Annotated in this window: 20 protein-coding genes; 9 read left to right on the top strand and 11 right to left on the bottom strand. The window is 69.7% G+C overall.

The features are described from left to right. Positions 1 to 53 precede the first annotated feature (53 nt). Both DFS13_RS00410 and DFS13_RS00405 read left to right on the top strand, forming a co-directional pair. Positions 54 to 1373, top strand: coding sequence for an MFS transporter (locus tag DFS13_RS00410; RefSeq protein ID WP_034178639.1), 1320 nt, complete (start codon positions 54 to 56; stop codon positions 1371 to 1373). Between the two features lie 48 nt (positions 1374 to 1421). Next, positions 1422 to 2123 (top strand): DUF2848 domain-containing protein, encoded by a 702-nt coding sequence (locus DFS13_RS00405; RefSeq protein WP_111441270.1) that lies wholly within the window; start codon positions 1422 to 1424, stop codon positions 2121 to 2123. Between the two features lie 350 nt (positions 2124 to 2473). On the opposite strand, the gene DFS13_RS00400 is transcribed toward DFS13_RS00405, so the two are convergent. Then, positions 2474 to 3451, bottom strand: coding sequence for an NAD-dependent epimerase/dehydratase family protein (locus tag DFS13_RS00400; protein WP_006496847.1), 978 nt, complete (start codon positions 3449 to 3451; stop codon positions 2474 to 2476). Between the two features lie 99 nt (positions 3452 to 3550). On the opposite strand from DFS13_RS00400, the gene DFS13_RS00395 reads away from it, so the two are divergent. Continuing rightward, a complete protein-coding gene (locus tag DFS13_RS00395) occupies positions 3551 to 4453 on the top strand; it encodes a LysR family transcriptional regulator (protein ID WP_006492639.1) in 903 nt (300 codons plus the stop codon). A gap of 30 nt (positions 4454 to 4483) precedes the next feature. Here DFS13_RS00395 and DFS13_RS00390 read toward each other — a convergent pair whose 3' ends face one another. Then, positions 4484 to 4807 (bottom strand): hypothetical protein, encoded by a 324-nt coding sequence (locus DFS13_RS00390; protein ID WP_006485664.1) that lies wholly within the window; start codon positions 4805 to 4807, stop codon positions 4484 to 4486. Positions 4808 to 4867: 60 nt separating this feature from the next. Further along, the gene (locus DFS13_RS00385) at positions 4868 to 5740 is read right to left on the bottom strand and encodes a LysR family transcriptional regulator (protein WP_034203325.1); all 873 of its coding nucleotides are present in this window, start codon (positions 5738 to 5740) and stop codon (positions 4868 to 4870) included. A 145-nt stretch (positions 5741 to 5885) separates the two neighbouring features. Between DFS13_RS00385 and DFS13_RS00380 the strand changes: the two genes are divergently transcribed. Beyond that, complete coding sequence (locus tag DFS13_RS00380; RefSeq protein WP_034202141.1) at positions 5886 to 7346, top strand: MFS transporter; 1461 nt, start codon at positions 5886 to 5888, stop codon at positions 7344 to 7346. 96 nt (positions 7347 to 7442) lie between these two features. Here DFS13_RS00380 and DFS13_RS00375 read toward each other — a convergent pair whose 3' ends face one another. After that, entirely contained in the window at positions 7443 to 7640 is a 198-nt protein-coding gene (locus DFS13_RS00375) for an oxidoreductase-like domain-containing protein (RefSeq protein WP_006492647.1), read from the bottom strand. Between the two features lie 162 nt (positions 7641 to 7802). On the opposite strand from DFS13_RS00375, the gene DFS13_RS00370 reads away from it, so the two are divergent. Then, positions 7803 to 8225, top strand: a complete 423-nt coding sequence (locus DFS13_RS00370; protein WP_034202139.1) for a RidA family protein — start codon at positions 7803 to 7805, stop codon at positions 8223 to 8225. 80 nt (positions 8226 to 8305) lie between these two features. Here DFS13_RS00370 and creD read toward each other — a convergent pair whose 3' ends face one another. From creD to DFS13_RS00350, 4 genes are all read right to left on the bottom strand, one after another. Continuing rightward, positions 8306 to 9700, bottom strand: coding sequence for a cell envelope integrity protein CreD (gene creD, locus DFS13_RS00365; protein WP_111441269.1), 1395 nt, complete (start codon positions 9698 to 9700; stop codon positions 8306 to 8308). 103 nt (positions 9701 to 9803) lie between these two features. Beyond that, positions 9804 to 11255 (bottom strand): two-component system sensor histidine kinase CreC, encoded by a 1452-nt coding sequence (creC, locus tag DFS13_RS00360; protein ID WP_048985773.1) that lies wholly within the window; start codon positions 11253 to 11255, stop codon positions 9804 to 9806. 15 nt (positions 11256 to 11270) lie between these two features. Further along, the gene (gene creB, locus DFS13_RS00355; RefSeq protein ID WP_048985774.1) at positions 11271 to 11984 is read right to left on the bottom strand and encodes a two-component system response regulator CreB; all 714 of its coding nucleotides are present in this window, start codon (positions 11982 to 11984) and stop codon (positions 11271 to 11273) included. A 70-nt stretch (positions 11985 to 12054) separates the two neighbouring features. After that, entirely contained in the window at positions 12055 to 12768 is a 714-nt protein-coding gene (locus tag DFS13_RS00350) for an SDR family NAD(P)-dependent oxidoreductase (protein WP_012493456.1), read from the bottom strand. A gap of 349 nt (positions 12769 to 13117) precedes the next feature. On the opposite strand from DFS13_RS00350, the gene DFS13_RS00345 reads away from it, so the two are divergent. After that, positions 13118 to 13795: a dihydrodipicolinate reductase C-terminal domain-containing protein gene (locus DFS13_RS00345; protein WP_006496184.1), complete on the top strand. Its 678-nt coding sequence runs from the start codon at positions 13118 to 13120 to the stop codon at positions 13793 to 13795. Between the two features lie 93 nt (positions 13796 to 13888). Here DFS13_RS00345 and DFS13_RS00340 read toward each other — a convergent pair whose 3' ends face one another. After that, entirely contained in the window at positions 13889 to 14698 is an 810-nt protein-coding gene (locus tag DFS13_RS00340; RefSeq protein WP_034202135.1) for an SDR family oxidoreductase, read from the bottom strand. Next, the gene (locus DFS13_RS00335; protein ID WP_006493836.1) at positions 14695 to 15528 is read right to left on the bottom strand and encodes a molybdenum cofactor biosynthesis F family protein; all 834 of its coding nucleotides are present in this window, start codon (positions 15526 to 15528) and stop codon (positions 14695 to 14697) included. The genes DFS13_RS00340 and DFS13_RS00335 overlap by 4 nt, the downstream gene beginning before the upstream one ends. A gap of 170 nt (positions 15529 to 15698) precedes the next feature. Between DFS13_RS00335 and DFS13_RS00330 the strand changes: the two genes are divergently transcribed. From DFS13_RS00330 to DFS13_RS00320, 3 genes are all read left to right on the top strand, one after another. Beyond that, a complete protein-coding gene (locus DFS13_RS00330) occupies positions 15699 to 16496 on the top strand; it encodes an AraC family transcriptional regulator (protein ID WP_034202134.1) in 798 nt (265 codons plus the stop codon). Between the two features lie 178 nt (positions 16497 to 16674). Continuing rightward, positions 16675 to 17607 carry a DMT family transporter gene (locus DFS13_RS00325; protein WP_034202133.1) on the top strand — a complete coding sequence of 311 codons (933 nt, stop codon included), beginning with the start codon at positions 16675 to 16677 and terminating at the stop codon, positions 17605 to 17607. A 203-nt stretch (positions 17608 to 17810) separates the two neighbouring features. Then, a complete protein-coding gene (locus DFS13_RS00320) occupies positions 17811 to 18359 on the top strand; it encodes a hypothetical protein (RefSeq protein WP_006485834.1) in 549 nt (182 codons plus the stop codon). Positions 18360 to 18453: 94 nt separating this feature from the next. Here the strand turns inward: DFS13_RS00320 and DFS13_RS00315 are convergent, their stop codons facing one another. After that, a complete protein-coding gene (locus tag DFS13_RS00315) occupies positions 18454 to 18588 on the bottom strand; it encodes an entericidin A/B family lipoprotein (RefSeq protein WP_006485835.1) in 135 nt (44 codons plus the stop codon). Positions 18589 to 18644: the final 56 nt, after the last annotated feature.

The following is an 18644-nucleotide window of genomic DNA, read 5'->3' as shown; positions in this document are numbered from 1 at the left end:
CTCGACGCCGCCGCCCACGCCGGCCCGCGCTTCATCCCGTCATCCGTCACGACCTGCCCGATACCATGAGCACTCTCGTCCAGCCCGCCGCCCACGCGCCCCGCCGTGTCCGCAACAGCCGACTCGCGACCGCGAGCATGATCGGCACGTCGCTCGAGTGGTACGACTTCACGATCTACAACACGCTCGCCGCGCTCGTTTTCAACCATCTGTTCTTCCCGTCGGTCGATCCGCTGGCCGGCACGATCCTCGCGTTCTCGACCTATGCGGTCGGCTACGTGTCGCGCCCGCTCGGCGGCTTCGTATTCGGCAACCTCGGCGACCGCATCGGCCGCCGCGCGGTGCTGATGCTCACGCTCGTGCTGATGGGCGTGACGACCGCGCTGATGGGCGCGCTGCCGACCTACGCGCAGGCCGGCATCCTGAGCCCGATCCTGCTCGTCGCGCTGCGCTTCGTGCAGGGCGTCGCGCTCGGCGGCGAATGGGCCGGCGCGGTATTGCTGTCGGTCGAGCACGGCGACCAGAAACGGCGCGGGCTGTCCGCGTCGTGGACGCAGATCGGCCCGTCGTTCGGCACGCTGCTCGGCACCGGCTGCATCGCGCTCGTCACGCTGTCGACCACGTCCGACACCTTCCTGTCGTGGGGCTGGCGCGTACCGTTCGCGGCCAGCGCGCTGCTCGTCGTGTTCGGCTTCTGGCTGCGGCGCGGCGTCGACGAAACGCCGCAGTTCGAGCAGCTCGCCGAATCGCATGCGACCGCCGACGTGCCTGTCGCCGACGTGCTGAAGTACCACTGGAAGCGCCTGCTGATCGCGGGCGGCTCGCGCATCGGTTCGGACGTGCTGTATGCGCTGATCGTCGTGTTCACGCTCACCTATGTGACGACCGTGCTGCACCTGTCGCGCCCGGTCGCGCTGACGGCCGTGATGATCGGCACGGCCTGCAATGCGCTCGCGGTGCCGTTCTTCGGCGCGTTGTCGGACCGCTTCGGCCGCCGGCCCGTGTATCTCGCCGGCGCGCTCGCCGGCATCGTGTGGGCGTTCGTGTTCTTCGCGCTGCTCGATTCCGCGCGCCCCGCGGCGATCGTCGCGGCCGTCGCGATCGGCCTCGTGATCCATGCGGTGATGTACGGCCCGCAGGGCGCGTTCGTGACCGAACAGTTCCCGACGCGCGTGCGCTACGCGGGCTCGTCGCTCGCGTACACGCTCGCCGGCATCGTCGGCGGCGGCTTCGCGCCGCTCGTGATCGCCGCGCTGTTCCGGCAGACGGGCACGACGACGGCCGTGTCGCTGTACGTCACCGCCGCGCTCGTCGTCACGTCGATCGCGCTCGTCGCCGCGCGCGAGACCGCGCACCGGCCGCTCGACGACTGAGCGCCGCCACCCGCCGACCATTCATTCGCACTTCAAACGGATAGCCGCATGCCAACCCTGTCGTTCAACGTGATTTCCCTGCACCCCGCGCCGGCCGCCGTCGACGTCGACGTCGAACGCGTCGTGATCGCCGGCTGGGCCGGCCGCGACCCGGCCGCGATCCAGGCGCACATCGACGAACTCGCGGCGCTCGGCGTCGCGCCGCCGTCGACCACGCCGTGCTTCTATCGCGTGTCGTCCGCGCTGCTCACGCAGGCGCCGTCGATCGGCGTGCTCGGCGCGCGCTCGGGCGGCGAGATCGAATGCGTGCTGGTCGACAGCCCGGCCGGCACGCTGGTCACGGTCGGCTCCGATCACACGGATCGCGAAGTCGAAGCGTACGGCGTCGCCGTGTCGAAGCAGGTGTGTGCGAAGCCGCTCGGCCGTGACGCGTGGCGTTATGCGGATGTCGCCGATCACTGGGATGCGCTCGAGATGCGTTCGTGGCTGATTGCGCGCGATGGCGAACGGGTGGCGTACCAGCACGGCGCGGTCAGCGGCCTGCTCGCGCCCGACGTGCTGTGGCAGCGTTTCGACGACCGCCGCACGATGCCCGCGCGCTGCGCGATGTATGGCGGGACCGTCGCCGTGCACGGCGCGATCGCGGCGATGGACGACGGCGACGCATTCGAGATGGAGCTGCACGATCCGGTGCTCGGGCGCAGTCTCACGCATCGCTATGCGGTCGAGGTGTTGCCGGTCGTGGCTTGACGGGAACGGGAAACTGCACGGCATACGGAGGCGACGGCGTTCAGTCGCCGTGCCAGCCCTACCGGTACGGCTGAAAGCAGTGATAGTCCGGAAAGTTGAACTGCGAGTTGTCGCAATACAGCACGCCGGCCAGATCCGTACACCCGCTCAATGCGAACATGATTGCGCCCGCAACCGACGCTTTCCATCCGAAATGCACCATCTCGCCCCCGTTTTCGCCCTATCGGTGTTGACCGACATGATGCGCATCCGACGCACGCGGGTATGTGGAGAATTGTGGTCCGGGGGCTTCATCGGTTCGCCGTGGTGCGTTTCCATGCCCGGGCGCTGCCCGTGCTACCCACCGTTGCTCACCCGAGACACCCGAGCCCCGCCAGCGTCGCCTCCACCGCCGTATCAAGCGGCGTCACCGGCTCGCGGCCGAGCACCGCGGTCACGCGCGCGTTGTCCATCCGGATCGGTTCGCGCCACAGGTAACGCATCTCGAGCAATTCGCGCAGTGTCGTGACGAACGGCGCGGCCGCCCACACGAGCCACCACGGGAAATCGCGCAGCGCCGGCCGCATGCCGTGCCGCTGCGCGACGCGTTGCACGGCCTGCGCCATCTGCAGGCCGTCTTCATCCCAATGCCCGCCCAGATGAAAGCGCGCGAACGGCTCCAGCATCTCGCGCCGCTCGATCAGCTCGACCATCACGCGCGCCACGTCCGGCACATACGACCATTGGTGACCGACGCCGCGGCCCGGCACGCTGATGGCCGCGACGGGCCGCCCCGGCTTGATCAACCCCTGCGAAAACCAGCTGTTGCCGAGCTGCGGCCCGAAAAAATCGCCGGCGCGCACGACGATCGCCCGCACGCCGTGCACACTGGCGTCCTGCAGCCGCCGCTCCAGTTCGACGCGGATCGCGCCCTTGCGGGTCGCCGGATGCTGCGGCGCGTCTTCCCGCAGCACCGGAAACGCATCGGCGCCGAAGTTGTAGACCGTGCCCGGCAGCACGACGGTCGCCTGCGCGGCCCGGGCCGCCGCGATCGTGTTGTCGATCATCGGCAGCACCTGCGTGGCCCAGTTCCGGTATCCGGGCGGGTTCACCGCATGCACGATCACGCTGCAGCCGCGTGCGGCGCGCACCACCGCGTCGCGATCCAGCGCGTCGCCGCGCACCCAGGCAATGCCGTCGCGCTCCGCGATTTCGGCATCGAGCCCGCGCTTGAGCGCGCGCACCTGCCAACCCGCATCGCGCAACTGCCGCGCGACTTCCCCGCCAATCCCGCCGCTCGCGCCGAGCACGAGTGCCAGCCGTTGCGTCCCGCCTGCGTCCGTCGTCATTGCCGCCCTCCTTGAATGGAACCGTCACGACACGCATTCTGGCGCGCCGATCACCATCAAGGAATTGCTGAACCCAGCAGATCAGCTATACATTTATGTATGACCACCGATCTGAACTGGGAACGCTACCGCACCTTCCTCGCGGTGCTGACGGAAGGCTCGCTGTCCGGCGCAGCGCGGGCCCTCGGCATCACCCAGCCGACGGCCGGCCGCCATGTCGCGGCGCTCGAGGCCGCATTCGGCCAGACGCTGTTCACGCGCTCGCCATCGGGCCTGCTGCCGACCGAAGCCGCGCTCGCGCTGCGCGGCCATGCGGAGGCGTTGCGCAGCGCTGCGGCCGCGTTCGAGCGCGCGGCGGCCAGCCACGGCGCCGGCGTGCGCGGCATCGTGCGGATCTCGGCCAGCGACGTGATCGCCGTCGAGGTGCTGCCGCCGATGCTCGCGCAATTGCGGCGCGACCATCCGGGGCTCGTGATCGAACTGGTGCCGACCGACCGCGTCCAGGACGTGCTCAAGCGCGAGGCCGACATCGCGGTCCGGATGGCGCCGCCTGCTCAGGACGCGCTCGTCGCGCGTCGCGTCGGCGCAATCGAGGTCGGGCTGTATGCGCGCGACGATTACCTGGCGCACCACGGCGCGCCGGCGACAACCGACGCGCTCGCGCATCACGCGCTGATCGGCTTCGATACGGTCACGCCGTTCATCCGCTCGGCGGGGCGCGGCATGCCGCTGTGGAAACGCGACGCGTTCGCGCTGCGCACCGACAGCAACCTCGCGCAACTCGCGATGATCCGCGCCGGCTACGGGATCGGCTTCTGCCAGACGGCGCTCGCGAAACGCGACGCGCGACTCGTGCGCGTGCTGCCGAACGGGCCCGCGATTCGGCTGGAAACCTGGGTCGTGATGCATGAGGACTTGCGGGCGAGCCCGCGCTGTCGGGCCGTGTTCGATGCGCTGGCCAACGGGCTGCGTGCGTATGCGGACGGCGAAGGCGCCGAGTAGAAAGCGGCGTGCGTGAATCCGCGGGCCGCGCTATTCGTAGATTTTGCCGGCGAACAGGATGTCCGCGATGCGCCGCCACGGGTTGTCGGGCACATCGTAGAAACGCAGCCCTTCTTCGGACGCCTCCGCCCAGTCGATCATCGCTTCCAGGTACTCGCCGATCGACCGGTTTTCCCAGCCGAGCGCCGCGCGGGCGTACGGCGACAGCGGCGCGTCGGCCTCGAGTTGCCGCTCCGTGTGCCAGTCATGGCCGAGCACGCGCAGGAAGTGGATCAGCGTACGCTCGTCGACCACGCGCTCCAGCGCGTGCTGCAGCTTCGCGGCCATCTGGTTCTTCAGTTCGTCGTCGTTCATGCCTGTGGCCCCCTGGCGCGCCGCTTGGTGACGCGCCGCCGCGTGTCGCGCGGCATGGTTTTACATCAGCAGTTGACGCGACAGCACCTCGCGCGCCTGGGTGACGGTCTCGCGTTCGCCCGGCAGCGGCGGCGTCAGCGAAAACACCGCGTCGGGCAGCGGCGGCAGCCGGTATTTCGTGCCGAGCCGCATCAGGCCGTCGCCGATCGCCGACGCGCACAGGCAACCGACCCCGAGCCCCGCCGCGAGCATCGACTGCAACCCGGCGACGCCCGACGCGCTATGCACGAGCACGTACGGCGTGTGCTGCTCGTCGAGCGAGCGCACCGCGACCTGATGCATCATGCAGTCGTCCGGCAGCAGCACCAGCGGCAGCGGCTCCGGCAACTGCTCGGCGAGCTTGGGCGACGCGACCCACGACAGCGGTTCGCGCCGCAGCACCCAGCGCGTGTCGGCCGACGCCGGCCGGAACGGCCCGCTCGACATGTTCATCACGACGCCGAGATCGATCTGCCCGCGTGCGTGCGCCGCCTCGATCTCCACGCTCTTCATCGCGCTCACGTGCAGGCTCAGTTGCGGATAGCACTCGCGCAGCCGCGCCAGCATGCCGGCCACTTCATTCGTCCGGTAATAGTCGGTGATCGCGACGCGCAGCTCGCCCTTGATCGCCTGTCCGCGCAGCTCGTCGAACGCGGCCTCGTTCAGCGCGACGATGCGCCGCGCGTGCTGCAGCAGCCGCGAGCCGGCGGGCGTCGGTTCGACGCCGCGCTTGCTGCGCACGAACAGCGGTACGCCGGCGCGCGATTCGAGCTTGCGCACCTGCTCGCTGACCGTCGATTGCGACAGATGCAGCAGCGGCGCGGCGGCCGTCAGGCTGCCGGCGTCCGCGACCGCCGCGAACGTGCGCAACTGGTCCAGATCGAAACCGCGCATCGTCATTCCTTATCCATCGATTAACCCGATGGATGCTACCACTCTTTCCCGCTTTTCCGAACCATGAGCGATCCCCAGAATACGGGGTCAACGGCCTGAATCCGTCGATCGACTATCAGGCCCTCATTTTTTGGATCCTGCTTTCATGACGAACAACACCCTCGCTCCCTGCGCGCCGGCCGGCGCGGCTGCCGCGGCGACGCCGCGCAGCCACCGCGGCTGGGCGCTCGTGGTCCTGCTGGTCGGCGCCATTCTGCCGCCGCTCGACTACTTCATCGTGAACCTCGCGCTGCCGGCCATTCGCGACGGCATCGGCGCGCGCCAGACCGAGCTGCAGCTCGTCGTGTCGGCCTATGCGTGCGCGAACGCGGTCGTCCAGATCACCGGCGGGCGTCTCGGCGACCTGTACGGACGCAAGCGGATGTTCATGATCGGCATGGCCGGCTTCGTGCTCGCGTCGACGCTGTGCGGGCTCGCCGGCAACGGCACGGTGCTGGTCGGCGGCCGCGTGCTGCAAGGCCTGTTCGCCGCGATCCTCGCGCCGCAGGTGCTCGCGACGATCCGCAGCGTGTTCAGCCCGCAGGAGCAAGTGCGCGTGATGGGCTTCTACGGGTTCGCGTTCGGCCTCGCGGCCGTGATCGGCCAACTCGGCGGCGGCGCACTGATCAGCCTGCATCCGTTCGGGCTCGGCTGGCGCGCGATCTTTCTCGTCAATCTGCCGATCGGCATCCTGGCGCTGCTCGGCAGCTGGCGCTTCATCCCGGAAAACCGCCCGCCGCGCGGCCAGCGCATCGACGTGCCGGGCACGGTGCTGATGTCGCTGTTCCTGCTGATGCTCGTGTACCCGCTCACGCACGGTCGAGAAGCCGGCTGGCCGCTGTGGATGATCGCGTGCGGGGTCGGCGCGCTGCCGATGCTCGGCGCGTTGCTGGCAGTGGAAGCGCGCCGGCTCGCGCGCGGCCACGATCCGCTGCTCGACGTGCGCCTGTTCCGCAACCCGGTCGTCGCGCTCGGGCTCCTGCTCGCGTTCCTGTTCTACACGCTGAGCGCGTTCTTCCTGAGCTACGGGATCTATCTGCAGGGCTGCCTGAACTGGTCGCCGCTCGCGTCCGGGTTCGCGATCCTGCCGCTCGGGCTCGGCTTCCTCGCGAGCCCGCTGCTGATGCCGCGCCTCGTCGCCCGGTTCGGAGGCTATCGCGTGCTCACGCTCGGCTTCGCGATGCTCGCGGCGGGCGTCGCGATCGCCGCCGCGCTCGCCCGCGACGGCGCGCCGGGCCCCGGCTTCTACGCGGGCATCGCGGCGATCGGCGTCGGGCAAGGGCTCGTGCTGCCGTCGGTCGTGCGGATCGTGCTCGCGGAAGTCGATGCGGCCCGCGCGGGGGTCGCGTCGGGGATGGTCAGCGCGATGCTGCAGATCGGCGCGGCCGTCGGCGCCGCGACGATCGGCGGCGTGTTCTTCGCGCGGCTCGGCGTGCATCCGGTCGCGCTCGATTACGTGCAGGGATTCAGGGCGTCGATGTTCACGCTGACGGTCGTGTTGCTGGCCTGCATCGCGCTGTCGATGGCGCTCGGCCCGCTGCATCGGCGGCTGCATGCGGATGCGTGACGCACGACACGCGACGGAATCCGCACCGTCAGTGGAGGCGCGTGACACGGACACGGCGCATGCGCGGCGCGGCGAGACGGCTCGTCGGCCTCCGGTTCACCGGTGAGGCTCGCGCTGCGCCTGCCGCGCCTCCCATTCGGCCAGCTCGACGCGATAGCGCGCGAGCGCTTCGTCGTACAGGTCGAAGACGCACGGCGAGCAGCCGCTGTTGCAGCAGTCTTCCAGTTCGGGTTGGACAGGCGGGGTCGGACGGGGATCGTCGACGGATGGATCTCCGGAAACTTGGTTCGGCACGGCGTGGTCCGGTAAGGTGGAGTGGTCAGTATAGGGCGATCCGGGCCGCCGCCGCTTTCGGCAGGGCGGGCGGATCGACGATGAACGCGTCCATCATGGTGCGATCGTCGGGCGCCGCATGCCGCTGCGTTCGTCCTGTTTCCGTTCCATAGGAGCTGCGCGATGCCCGAAGCCGTGAATCCCCCGGAAGTCTGGGCGCCGTTCGGCGCGTTCTCGATGGCCATGATCCAGGGCGACGGCCGGATCGTGCATCTGAAGGGGCAAGTCGCGCTCGACCGCGACGGGCAGGTGGTCGGCGCCGGCGACATGCGCGCGCAGGTTCGCCAGACACTCGGCAACCTCCGCGACGTGCTGGCCGCACTGGGCGGGCAGATGCGCGACGTGATCTCGCTCGTCCATTACGCGACCGACATCGACGCATTCATGCAGGCCGGCGACATCCGCAGCACGTACTTCGCCGCCCCCTATCCGGTGACGACAACCGTCCAGGTCGAGCGTCTCTACCATCCCGACCTGCTGATCGAGATCGCGGCCATCGCCGAGATTCCGCGGGCGCGGTTCCGTCGTCCCGAGACGGCTGCCTGAAACGCATCGGGCTCGCATGAAAGCGCGCGCCGGTCGCGGCATTCCCGGCCGGCGCGCGCACTTGCTTGCAGCCCGCCGGCTTACTTCGCCGGCGCGCCCGGCTTCATGGCCGTCGGCTTGTCGGCCAGCGGCTGCCATGCCGCGCCGAGCGAATACCAGTCGACGCGGCGCGTGAGCGTCATGATGCCGGCGAGAATCGCGAACAGCAGCAGCGAGCCGAGCATCAGCGCATTGTCCTCCGACAGCAGCAGCCCGTAGAGCGCCGCGCACAGCATCGCGAGCAGCGCGGTGAACGTCGCGCCGCGCTTCACGCTGTGCAGCACGAACGACAGGTAGAAGCCGAGCAGCCCGATGCAGGCGCCGCTCGCCGCGAGATACGCATAGCCGAACGCAATGTGTTCGGACAGGCTCAGCAGCAGCAGGAAGAACAGCGCGAGCGACAGGCCGACCAGCGTGTACTGGATCGGGTGAATGCGCAGCCGCTTCACGAGCTCGTACATGAAGAAGCTCGCGAACGTCAGCATCACGAACAGCGCACCGTATTTCGTCGCGCGCTCCGCCTGCAGATAGACGTTCACGGGTTCGATCACCGACACCGACGCCATCTCGATCCCGCCGTCGCCGTTGCCATTGCCGGACGCCACCTGCTCGCGCGCCTTCGTGTTGAACGACGTTACGTGCCAGTTGCTGACGAAGCCGCGCGCGTCGATCGTGCGCTCGGCCGGCAGGAACTCGCCGCCGAAGCTCGGATGCGGCCACGTCGATTTCAGCGAGAAGTCGTTCTGGTCGCCCACCGGCGCGAACGCGACCGATTCCGCGCCGGCCAGCGGCAGGCCGATGCTGAACGGCACGACCGTCGCCCCGGCGTTTGCCTCCGCCAGCGCCGCGAGATCGACGTTCGCATGCACGCCCTGGCGCAGGCTCTCGAGCCGCGTGCCCTGCTCAACGTCGATCCGCTTGCCGCCGATGCGCAGGTCGGGCTGCGCCTTCAGCCCGCGCAGGTCGCCGATGCCGAGCGCGACGACCGCGCTGTCGATCTTGAAGCTCACGTGGCCGTCGGCCTGCGGCAGCTTCTTCAGGTCCGGCAGCGGCAGCGTGCCCGTCATCCGGCTGTCGAGCCCGTACACGAGCGCCTTGTGGATGCCGCGATAGCGCGTGCTGACCGACAGCGTGCCGTCGACGTTCAGCGTCTTCGGGAACACGAGCAGCCGTTTCGCCTCGCTTTTCAGGACGGTTTTCGCCTTGCCGCCGGCCCGCACGTCGTCGCTCGCGCGCGTGACTTCCGTGTAATGGACGACGAGCACCGGCCCCGTCACCGTCTGCGGCCCCGCATAGCTCGCCCAGATGCTCTGCAGCGCGCTCTGCCGATAGTCGGCGCGTTCCCGCACGATGCTCTGGACCATCTGCAGCGGGATCAGGATCGCCAGCGCGAGCAACGCGGTGATCATGGACTTGAACAACAGGACTCGATTCATTGCTGGGAGGTACCGGAGTGGAAGGTACGGTCAGCATGAGCGGCCCCGGTGAAGGGCGATTGAAGCCGGCGTGAAGCGAATGTGTGGCGGGCGTGAAGCGCGGTCAGCCCGCCCACGGCAGCGTGAGCGTCGCGCACGCGCCGCCTTCCGCGCGGTTCGCGAGCGCGACCTGGCCGCGGTGCAGCATCGCGACTTCGCGGACGAAACACAGCCCGAGGCCCGTGCTGCGATCCTGCCCGTCGGGGCGCGGCAGCGAATAGAAGCGTTCGAACACGCGCGCGAGCGCATAGTCGGGCACGCCGGGGCCGTCGTCGGCGACGCGCACGACCGCGACGTGCGCCCTGCCCGCCGGCTGCCGTTCGAGCGCGATCCGGATCGTGCTGCCCCGCGGCGCGAAATCCAGCGCGTTGTCGAGCAGGTTGCCGAGCGCCTGCCGCAGCAGGAACGGATCGCCGTCGACGACCGCCGGCTCGGCCGCGTCGTTCGCATCGATCCGCAGGCTCACGCCGCGCTGCCGCGCGCGCGGCTCGATATCGTCGACGAGCTGTTCGAGCACCGGCCGCAGCGCGACCGGCTCGTGCACCGACAGGCGCTGCTTCTGCTCGACCTCGGCCAGCGCGAGCAGCTTGCGGATCATCTGTTCGAGGCGGCCGGCCTGGCGGCGGATGTTCTCGGTGAAGCGCCGGCGGTTCGCGACCGGCATGTCTTCCTGCAACAGCTCGGCCGCGCCGCTGATCGCGGCCAGCGGGCTCTTCATCTCGTGCGTGAGCGTGTGGATGTAGGTTTCGACGTACTGCCGGTCCTCCAGCCGCTGATGCATGCTTTCCACCGCGCGCCCGAGCTCGGCCAGCTCGTTCGCGCCCTGCAGCGGCATCGACGCGCGCTCGCCGGCCGCGATCGCGCGCGCATAGCGCTGCAGGCGCCGCAGCCCGAGCACCAGCCACCACGTGCACGCGGCGCCGATCAGGATCGCGCCGCCCATCAGCAACGCGCCGTACAACATGATCTTGCGCTGGCTGCGCGCGATGAACGGCGCGACCGTCTGGTTCGGTTTCGCGATCGTCAGCACGCCGATGATCTCGTCGCCGCGCCGGATCGGCGCGGCGACGTGCATCACGGTACTGCTGTCGTCGTTCGGATCGCTGCGCGTGCTGCGCGCGCCGTATTCGCCGCGCAGCGTCCGGTACACGTCGTTCCAGCGCGAATAATCCTGCCCGACCGCGCTGCCGGACGAGTCGTAGCGGACGATGCCGTGCGCGTCGGTGATGTAGAGGCGGTAGCCGATCGCGTTCTTCTGGATGCCCCACACGTTCGCGCTGACCGGCCGCTCGTGCAGTTTCCCGAGTTGCTGCGCGAAGGCGCCGTCGGCGATATGGCCGTTCGCCATGTCGTCGGCGGCCAGCGTCGCCAGCACCTGCGCGGTGTCGACGAGCGTGTCCTCCATCGCTTCGCGCACGCCGGGCTTCACCTCCTGCACGAACACGCGCAGCGTGATCAGCGCGGCCAGACCGACGATCAGGAAAAAACCGAAGAAGATGCGCAGGCCGATATGCATGGGTGGTGCCGGTCGTTACGGTTGCAGCGAATAACCCATCCCGCGATGCGTGCGGATCGGGTCGCGCTCGGGATCGATCGCGCGCAGCTTGGCGCGCAGCGTCTTGATGTGCGTGTCGACCGTGCGGTCGGCCGAGTCGAGCGCCTCGTGCCAGACGAGATCCATCAACTGTTCGCGCGAGTAGATGCGCCCCGGATGCCGGACCAGCAGCGCCAGCAGCCCGAATTCGTAGCGCGTGAGGTCCAGCGCGTGGCCGAGCCACGACACGCGCGCGCCGTCGGTGTCGAGCGTGAAGCCGGACGCGACCGGTGCCGGCGCATCGGCCGGCGCGGTTGCGGGTGTCGGTTCCGGCGCGGCCGTCCGGTGGAAGCGGCGCAGGATCACGCGCACCCGCGCCGCCAGCTCGCGCGGCGAAAACGGCTTGACGACGTAGTCGTCAGCGCCGATCTCGAGCCCGACGATCCGGTCGATCTCGTCGTGCCGCGCGGTCAGGAAGATCACCGGAACATCGGTGAACGTGCGCAGCCGCCGGCATACCTCGAAGCCGCTGAGGTCCGGCAGGCCGACGTCGAGCACCACGAGATCGACACGCGTGCCGCGCAGGCGGTCGAGCGCCGCCTGCCCGAGCGTGCAGTGGACGGTCTGCATGCCGTCGGTGCTGAGGGCGTAGACGATCGTATCCGCGATCGCCTGTTCGTCTTCGACGATCAGGATGGTGGGCTGAGTCATGGGTTCGGGTCGCGCAATCCGGTGCGACATTGTACGCACGCCCGGACCCGACGAGCCCGCCCTCGGCGCACTACGCCACGCGGCCGCTCACCGGAATCGACGCACCGGTGATCGCCTGCGCGTCGGCCGACAGCAGGAAGCCGATCGTCGCCGCGAGCTGTTCGGGCCGGACCCAGCGCGAGAAGTCGGCGTCGGGCATGTCCTTGCGGTTCGGCGGCGTGTCGATGATGCTCGGCAACAGCGCGTTCACGGTCACGCCGCGATCGAGCAACTCGGCCGCCAACGCCTCGGTGAGCCGCGCGACGCCGGCCTTCGCGGCCGCATACGCGCCCATCCCCGCGCCGGCCTTGAACGCCGCGCCCGCGCCGATGTTGACGATGCGGCCGGCCTGGCTCGCGATCAGGTACGGCAGCGCGGCCTTCGACGCGTTCAGCGCCGTCTTCACGTTCAGTTCGTACATGCGATCCCACGTGGCGGCATCGCCGTCGGCGATCGTCTGCCACACGAATGCGCCGGCGATGTTCAAGAGCGCGTCGACCCGGCCGAATTCGCGGTTGACCGTTTCGAGCGCCTGCGCGGCGGCCTGCGGGTCGACGAGATCGATGCCGCCGATGCGCAGCGCATCGGCCGGCACGCCGGGCAGCGCCTGCGCCGCCGGGGCCGCGCCGCGGCCGATCAGCGCGACGCGCGCGCCGCGCGCGCCGAGCCACGCGGCCGTCGCGACGCCCAGATGACCGAAGCCGCCGGTGATCGCGACTGCCTTGCCGTTCAGGTCGTGTTCCATCGATGTGTTCTCCTGGATCGAGGGTGATGGGATGAAATGCCGACAGCGTAGCGCCGTTCACGCGTTCGTGCGAACGGGATGACGGTGGGCAGCGCAGTTCCGCTGTCGTTTCGCCGTGGTTATCGGGCGCCAAGCGCGGTTGGCGGCATCGCGAGATGGATCGCGATCCATGCGGCGCGGGGCGCCGCGACGTCGCGGGCGCGGCTCGACGAGCGCGCGGTCGCACGGCCGGGCATAATGCGCGATGCCCGCCAGGCGTGGCGCGCGGCACGACAGTCGGACCAGCGTGGCCCGCCCGACGGCCTGCGCCACTGCGGACGCGCATCCCGAACCTCAACCCGTCCATCCCATGCAAGTACTCGTCATCGGAACCGGCAAGCTCGCCAACGAGTTGCTCGGCTCGCACCGGCTCGACCCGGCCACCTGTCGCGTGATGCCGTGGTCGGACGCCACGCGAACCGACGCCCGGTCGATCGTCGTCCATGCCGGTTCCGGCCGCGAACTCGCCGCGGCGATCGCGTTCTGCCAGGCCACCGCATCGCCGCTCGTCGAGTTGTCGACCGGCTCCGACCTCGAAACCGGGACGTACGGCTTTCCGGTCGTGCTGTGTCCGAACACGAACATCCTGATGCTCAAGTTCATGAGCATGCTGGAAACCAGCGGCCACCTGTTCCGCGACTGCGACATCAGCGTGACCGAGTCGCATCAGGCCGGCAAGACGTCCGTCCCCGGCACGGCCGTCGGCATCGCCGAGTCGCTCGGCGTGCGGCCGGCAGACATTCGCTCCGTACGCGACCCGGCCGTGCAGCGCGGCGAATTCGGCATCCGCGACGATCAGCTCGGCCGCCATGCGCTTCACCGGATACGCATCGACGACGGCGCATGCAGCCTGCAGTTCGAATCGCGCGTGTCCGGCGATACGCCCTATGCGGATGGCGTATCGCGCATCGTCGAGGCCGTCCGCCGGCACGATCTCGAGCATCGTCGCTATTCGATCGTCGAGTTCATCCGCAACGGCTGGCTGTAGTCGCGGCGGGCGCGTGTAGCGCGGCCCTCCATGGCGTGGGTCGCACGCCTACGCCGACACGGCCTCGACGCTTCCCCCCTCGCGGGCTTGCCGCTACCCGTCCGCCAGCACCGCCCCGCTTTCCGGCAACGTCGCTCCGCCGTCGACGACGATCGTCTGCCCGGTGATGTACGCCGCGTCGGCCGACGCGAGAAACAGCATCGCGTTCGCAATGTCCTCCGGCTCGCCCATTCGTGCCAGCGGAATGTCGCGTGCGATCTGCGCCGCGACCGATGCGTCGCCGAGATTGCCAGCCGCCGGCGTGCGGATCATCCCCGGCTCGACGCCGTTGACCGTCACGTGGCGGCGCGCCAGTTCCAGCGCCGCTGCCCGAATGAAGCCGTTCACGCCGGCCTTCGACGCCGCGTAATGCGCGAGCCCCGGATAGACGACGCGCGGCCCGGTCACCGACGACGTGACGAGCAGTCGCCCGGCCCCCGCGCGCTCGAATGCCGGCAACGCGGCCTGCGCGAGCCAGAACAGCGCCGACAGGTTGACCGACAGCGTCCGGTCGAGCGTCGGCGCGTCGATCTGCTCGAACGGCGTCAGCGGAAAATACGCGGCATTGTGGACGACGACATCGAGCCGGCCGCCGTCGCGCTCGACTGCCGCCACGAGCGCATCCAGTTCGTCCCGGCTCGCGGCGTCGACCTGATACGCGCGTGCCTCGCCGCCCGCGCTGACCAGCGCCTCGGCCTGCGCGGCGGCTGCTTCGCCGTTCAGGTCGGCCACCGCGACGAATGCGTCGGATTCCGCGAAACGGCGCGCGATCGCCGCGCCGATCCCTTGCGCAGCGCCCGTGACGAGCACGACGCGTCCGCCGAAATCCGCACGCAGGCGGCCGCTGCCCAGCACGGCAGTCATCGTTGCGCCTCGCCGCCGAGCGGATGCACGGTTTCGTTCAGCACCTGCGCATAAGCGCCGATCTGGAAATTCGACAGCGTGCCGAAATCGCCGCCCTGGTAGCCGAAGATCTTGCCGTCGGTCTTGCGCTGCGCGAGGTCGATCAGCACGACGCCGAGCGTCGGCACCACCTTTTCGCGCCACACGAACAGATACAGCTCATCGGCCATCTTGAAGTAATGACAGCGGTCGACGTCGGCCAGCCCGCCTTCCACGCCCTGCAGGCACTGCCACGCGTAGAAGTTCTCGTTCAGGTAGATATGCTCGTAGCATTCGGTCGGGCTGTAGCGGTACATCGTCCGCTTGCCGATCAGCTCGCGCGTGGGCGCATGCAGCGGCCCCGGCCGGGCGTGGCCGCCGAGCGTGCCGTGCCGGAATTGCGCGTCGACGGCCGTCAGCGGCAGCCCGCGCGCGACGCGCGTGAACGCATCGATGCGCGTGTCGGCTTCCGTCGGCAGCGTACCGACGACCGACGTCCACACGCCGTTGTCGAGATCGATCACGAGGCTGACCGACGTCGCGCGGGCAGTGGTATCGATGTAGTCGACGAAGTACAGACCGTCGCGCAGCCGCGTCACGCGGCACGGCGCGCGGCCGCCCGTATCGGTCGCCGCATCGCGCCACTGCAACGCGCCCGGCTCGAACGTATGGACGCGCCATGCGCCCGATGCGTCTTCGAGCGCCAGCGTCCGCCCGACGAGCGCGTCGACGGGCGCGAGGGTGTTCGCCTCCGGCGCGAAGCCGTCCGCGAGCGCGCCCACCTGAATGAATACCGGATCCTGTCGTTCCACCTGCCGTCTCCCGCGCAGCTTCAGGCCCGGCGGGCCGTGTACGCTGCCGATGTGCACATGGTGCGGGCTGCGCGCGCCGCGCGGTATCCGCCAAAAGGATGAAGGGCGCACGGCGCCGGAACGCGCTAAAGTGCACGTGATCCGCGCCGCGACCGGCGCGAGGAGCGCACATGCACCGTGTCACCCACTACCGACGCACCGGCGAAGGCATCGAGGCGATCAGCCTCGAATCCGATCGCGCGTTTCCGCGCCACGCGCACGACGAATTCGGGGTGGGCGTGATCGTCAGCGGTGCGCACCGGTCGTGGAGCGGCCGCGGGCAAGTCGACGCGCTGGCCGGCGACGCGATCATGGTCAACCCGGGCGAAATGCACGACGGCTCGCCGCTCGAGGCCGGCACCGGCCGTCGCTGGCGGATGCTGTACCTCGCGCCGGCGCTGATCGCGGGCGTCGCGGCGGAAGAAGGCCTCGGCGGCGTCGAGCTTGCGCACCCGGCCGTGCGCGACGCGCGGCTCGCGGCCGCCGTCGGCCGGCTGCATGCACGCATCGTCGCAGGCGAAACCCAGCCGCTCGCTCGCGACGAAGCGCTCGTGATGCTCGTCGCAGGGTTGCTCGCCCGGCACGCCAACCGCACGCTGCCGGCGGCCGGTGTCGCGCCGGCGGTCCGCGTCGCCCGGGAGCGGCTCGACGCAGCGCCGGCCGTACCCGTATCGCTTGCCGAGCTGGCGGACCTGAGCGGCGTGAGCCGCTTCCAGTTGCTGCGCGGCTTTGCGCGCGAGCTCGGCATCACGCCGCACGCCTATCTGGTTCAGTCGCGCACGCGGCTGGCGCGCGCGTTACTGGTCGGCGGCCTGCCGATCGCCGATGCCGCGGCCGAGGCCGGCTTCGCCGATCAGAGCCACCTGACGCGCGCGTTCGCGCGCCAGTTCGGGATCACGCCGGGGCGGTTCACGCAGGCGGGTCAATAGCGCTGTCGGTGCGCGGTGCGCGGACCGCCGCGCGCATTGCATTCGACGGCGGTTGCCGCCTAGACGTCAGCCGTGACCTCTTGCGTCGGTGCATGTCGACGGCGCACCACATTCGACGCCCGCCCCGCTGCAATTTCGTTCAAGACGCCCCCCACCGCCGTACGCGACGATGCGGCGCATGAAGACACGACTGATCGGCTATCTCTATCTCGCCGCCGCGATGGCGGGCGTCGGCAGCACCGTCATCGCGAGCCGTCTCGCGGCCGGCGGCCTGCCGCCGTTCGCGGCCACCGCGCTGCGTTTCCTGATCGCGACGCCGCTGCTGTTCGCGCTGATGCGTGCGCAGCGCATGCGCTGGCCGCGCATTGCCGCACGCGACGCCGTGCTGCTCGTCATCCAGGCCGCGGCGGGCGGCGTCGGCTATACGGTGCTGCTGATCAGCGGCACGAAACTGTCGTCGCCGCTCGATGCCGGCGTGATGCTCGGCACGCTGCCGGCCATGTCGACGCTGATCGCGGCCGTCGTGCTGCGCGAGCGGCAGACGCCGCGCGACTGGCTGGCCGCCGCGCTCGCCACGGCCGGCGTGCTGTTCGTCACGTTCGCGCCGGGCCACGCGATGCCGTCGCTCCAGACGCTTGCCGGCGATTCGCTGGTGCTGGCGGCCGTCGCCTGCGAAGCGGTCTTCATCCTGCTCAACCGGCGGCTTGCCGCGCCGTTGCCGCCGCTGGCGCTTTCCACCGCGATGTCGGGCCTCGGCTTCGTGCTCGCACTCGTGCCGGCCGCGTTCGAATGGCGCGCGGTGGCGAGCGGCTGGACCGTCGGCGCCGTGTCGGCGATCGTCTACTACGCGTTGATTCCGACCGTGCTCGGCTACCTGTGCTGGTATGCGGGCTCGGCGCGCACGAGCGGCACCGAGGCCGCCCTGTTCACGGCGGTCGCGCCGGTTTCGGCCGTGCTGTTCGCGGTCGCGTTGTTCGGCGAAACGCTGACCGGCACGCGTGTCGCGGGCATCGCGCTCGTCGTCGCCGGCATGCTCGTCGGCGCGACGCGGCGGCGCGAGCCGCCCGTCGAATCACCCGCCACGCTCGCCGCGCGGACCGCCACCGATTGACTCGCGTTCCTTGGTCCCGCCGAAAACGATGGCGGCGCCTTCCCGTCGCACCGCCTTCGACCGCCGCCTTCCGGCCATGCAGCCAACGACTGTAGGAATGTGTCCGCGCCCCGCAAAACCGTTGCGCACGACTGCGCAAGATGCAATATTCGCGTGGCCGGACCCTTTGACAACCATCGAACAACAATCCGCCAGATCAAGCAATGAACAGGAAGGAAGCCAAAACAAGAATCGCGGTGCTGCTGTCCGCGGGAACGAGGAAGGCCGACGCACTGGCCGAGCTGTCCGGACAGGGGCTCAAGGATCGCGTGCTCGCGCATCTGATCGCGTCGCGCCCGGACCCCGAACGCTGCCGCAAGAACAAGGTGCACATCCGGATCCTGATCGCGCTCGGCATCGCGCAGCTGGTCATCAGCCTGATGCTCGCGTACTACTTCTTCGCGTCCGGCGCCGGCGGCGTGCTGGTCACCGTGTTCCTCGCGTTGACCGTGCCGCTGTCGCTGCTGTTCATCTGGGGTTTTGCGACCCATCGTGTCGGCGCGTATCACGCGTTCATTCTGCTGTCGCTGCTGCAGGTACCGAAGACCGTCGCCGATCTCGGGCGCGATCCGTCGGCCGCGCTGCCGAGCCTTGCGATCACGGTCGTGCTGGTCGGCTACGTATGGTTCGTCCGCAACCGGGTGTTCCCCGACTACGGCTGGTTCACGCCGCGCAAGGTCGACGGCCGCTACGCATTCGTCGAGCGCGCCTGACGCCGCCGGCGTCGAGTCGGGCGCAAAAAAAGGCGCCGCGCCTCCCCGCAACCGCGGGAAGGCCGGCGCCTTCTGCATGCCGGAACCGGTCGGCTTACTTGGCCTTTTCAGCCGAATCGCTGATCGCCTGGCCGCCCTTCGAAATGTCCTGGCCCACGCCGGCGACCGTATTGCACCCGGCGAGCGCCGCCGTCACCACCAGCAGCATTGCAGCAATCGTACGCGTCATTCTCATTCTCCTTCGAATCAACATGCCCGATCGGGCGAATCGTGTGCGGCTGGCGC

The sequence above is a fragment of the Burkholderia sp. 28_3 genome (assembly GCF_003253915.1).
GTDB lineage: Bacteria > Pseudomonadota > Gammaproteobacteria > Burkholderiales > Burkholderiaceae > Burkholderia > Burkholderia cenocepacia.
This window is presented reverse-complemented; position numbering and strand designations above follow the sequence as displayed.

Excerpts from the sequence above, each read along its gene's own strand:
- DFS13_RS00405 (WP_111441270.1), top strand. The coding sequence starts at position 1,422 with ATGCCAACCCTGTCGTTCAACGTGATTTCCCTGCACCCCGCGCCGGCC.
- DFS13_RS00400 (WP_006496847.1), bottom strand. The coding sequence starts at position 3,451 with ATGACGACGGACGCAGGCGGGACGCAACGGCTGGCACTCGTGCTCGGC.
- DFS13_RS00395 (WP_006492639.1), top strand. The coding sequence starts at position 3,551 with ATGACCACCGATCTGAACTGGGAACGCTACCGCACCTTCCTCGCGGTG.
- DFS13_RS00390 (WP_006485664.1), bottom strand. The coding sequence starts at position 4,807 with ATGAACGACGACGAACTGAAGAACCAGATGGCCGCGAAGCTGCAGCAC.
- DFS13_RS00385 (WP_034203325.1), bottom strand. The coding sequence starts at position 5,740 with ATGCGCGGTTTCGATCTGGACCAGTTGCGCACGTTCGCGGCGGTCGCG.
- DFS13_RS00380 (WP_034202141.1), top strand. The coding sequence starts at position 5,886 with ATGACGAACAACACCCTCGCTCCCTGCGCGCCGGCCGGCGCGGCTGCC.
- DFS13_RS00370 (WP_034202139.1), top strand. The coding sequence starts at position 7,803 with ATGCCCGAAGCCGTGAATCCCCCGGAAGTCTGGGCGCCGTTCGGCGCG.
- creD (WP_111441269.1), bottom strand. The coding sequence starts at position 9,700 with ATGAATCGAGTCCTGTTGTTCAAGTCCATGATCACCGCGTTGCTCGCG.
- creC (WP_048985773.1), bottom strand. The coding sequence starts at position 11,255 with ATGCATATCGGCCTGCGCATCTTCTTCGGTTTTTTCCTGATCGTCGGT.
- creB (WP_048985774.1), bottom strand. The coding sequence starts at position 11,984 with ATGACTCAGCCCACCATCCTGATCGTCGAAGACGAACAGGCGATCGCG.
- DFS13_RS00350 (WP_012493456.1), bottom strand. The coding sequence starts at position 12,768 with ATGGAACACGACCTGAACGGCAAGGCAGTCGCGATCACCGGCGGCTTC.
- DFS13_RS00345 (WP_006496184.1), top strand. The coding sequence starts at position 13,118 with ATGCAAGTACTCGTCATCGGAACCGGCAAGCTCGCCAACGAGTTGCTC.
- DFS13_RS00340 (WP_034202135.1), bottom strand. The coding sequence starts at position 14,698 with ATGACTGCCGTGCTGGGCAGCGGCCGCCTGCGTGCGGATTTCGGCGGA.
- DFS13_RS00330 (WP_034202134.1), top strand. The coding sequence starts at position 15,699 with ATGCACCGTGTCACCCACTACCGACGCACCGGCGAAGGCATCGAGGCG.
- DFS13_RS00325 (WP_034202133.1), top strand. The coding sequence starts at position 16,675 with ATGAAGACACGACTGATCGGCTATCTCTATCTCGCCGCCGCGATGGCG.
- DFS13_RS00320 (WP_006485834.1), top strand. The coding sequence starts at position 17,811 with ATGAACAGGAAGGAAGCCAAAACAAGAATCGCGGTGCTGCTGTCCGCG.
- DFS13_RS00315 (WP_006485835.1), bottom strand. The coding sequence starts at position 18,588 with ATGACGCGTACGATTGCTGCAATGCTGCTGGTGGTGACGGCGGCGCTC.